This window comes from uncultured Campylobacter sp. (assembly GCF_938045775.1).
Taxonomy (GTDB): Bacteria; Campylobacterota; Campylobacteria; order Campylobacterales; family Campylobacteraceae; genus Campylobacter_B.
This window is the reverse complement of sequence record NZ_CALIBH010000271.1, coordinates 1-1,860: the sequence shown is the minus strand read 5'-3', so window position 1 is coordinate 1,860 and position 1,860 is coordinate 1. Positions and strand designations below refer to the sequence as shown.

Below are 1,860 nucleotides of genomic sequence, written 5' to 3'. Positions count from 1 at the left end.
GCGCCAAGTAGCTGCAGGCGTAGCTCAACACGGCGCGCACGCCAGAGAGCTTCTGCTGTCGCTAAAATGGGCGGCGCAGGGCAAGCTAGATCTGCCCATAATAGGCGAATACAAAATCATCAATACCGCCAAAGCCTTTGGAATTCCAACTGAAGGCAGAGAGTTAAAAGAGGTAGCGATCGAGCTTGCCGATACGCTTTTGACAGATCTTTCGCAAAGTAGCGGCGAGTATAAAACCATCACTGCGCTCGCGCCCAAGGAGCGTCAAGAGGTATGGCGCAAGCTGGATATCTTGCCAATTAGTGCATATAACGAAGTCTTTGAGGCGTATCACCGAACGGGTGTAGGCACGGACGGAGACTGGCGCAGCGTGATGCAGCATCTTTTGCGCTGTGGGCTTGCTTTTACATTCACCGGCGTAGTAGCTGCGAATATCGCTACAGATGCGCTATTTGGCGTAGGGGATCGCGTAACTTCCAAAAGCAATATGGGCGCGCTTAAAAAAGGCTGGGTCAATATCGCCGTGCACGGACATCTGCCGACATTAGTAAGCCTAATAGTGGAGATCGGAAATTCTAAGGAGTACCAAGACAAGGCTCGCGCAATAGGCGCGCAGGGGATCGCATTTTACGGCGTGTGCTGTTCTGGGCTATCGGCGATGTATCGCAACTGGGGCGTCGTGCCGCTCTCAAACGCCGTAACTGCCGAACTCGTAATAGGCACGGGAGCGCTTGATCTGTGGGTCGCCGATGTCCAAGATGTCTATCCTGCGATCATGGACGTAGCTAACTGCTTCCAGACCAAGGTCGTTACTACAAGCTCATCAGCTAGGCTCCCCGGAGCCGAGCATATAGGCTACGATCATCACCATAGTAATATCGCCGAGACTAGGAATTTAGCGCGTAAAATTCTAGACCGCGCATTGCAATCTCACGAAAAGCGCAAGGGCCTGCCGGTATATATCCCACCGTATGAAGTCGAGGCCGAAGTTGGCTTTTCGGTAGAATTCGTCCATAAACACTACGGCGGCATGGAGCCGTTAGCGCACGCGCTAAAAAGCGGTGAAATTTTAGGCATCGTAAATATGGTCGGCTGCACCAATCCTAAAGTGCCTTATGAGCGCGCTATCATAGATGTCGCACAAACCCTAATCGAAAATAACGTCCTAATCCTAACCAATGGCTGCGCGTCGTTCCCGCTAATGAAGCTGGGCTTTTGCCAAAAAAGCGCGTATAAAAAAGCAGGCGCGTCGCTGCGGGCGTTTTTAGAAAAAGATGAGCTTCCGCCGGTATGGCATGTGGGTGAGTGTATCGATAATACCCGCTCCAGCGGAATTTTCGCAGGTATCGCAGGGGTGCTAGACAAAAATCTCTACGAGCTGCCGCTTGCCTTCACCTCTCCTGAGTGGGCGAACGAAAAGGGCGTCGATGCCTCGCTCGGATTCCGCCTGATGGGCATCGACTCGTATCACTGCGTCGAGTATCAAATCCACGGCTCCGCAAACGTCATACACTTTTTCAAAGAGGGCACCAGGCGGGCGCTTGGCTCTGTGATGCACGTAGATACCGATCCGGTCGCGCTTGCGCTAAAAATGGTAAGCGACATGCGCTTAAAACGCAAAGCTCTAGGCTGGCAGTAGCGACGACGGATTCATTTCGCATCGCATTTTAAGCGATGCGAAATTTCATGATAAAATTTAACCCTCTTGCGGACAAATAAAATCCCACAGCTAAACGAGCAGTAAAATTCTACAACTAAGTGGCTAGCAAAACCGAGGTCAAATAAAGATAAAATTTTCGCGCCGCATCCGTTCGTGGAATTTTAAATCAAATCTTCAAATCCTACGTAAAATTTCGCCGC

General features: G+C 51.0%; 1 protein-coding gene. It reads left to right on the top strand.

Annotated features, from left to right (window positions below):
• The coding region (locus Q0238_RS11360) for a carbon monoxide dehydrogenase (RefSeq protein WP_297946132.1) at positions 1–1,639 on the top strand (1,639 nt) is incomplete at its 5' end.
• Between the last annotated feature and the right edge of the window lie 221 nt (positions 1,640–1,860).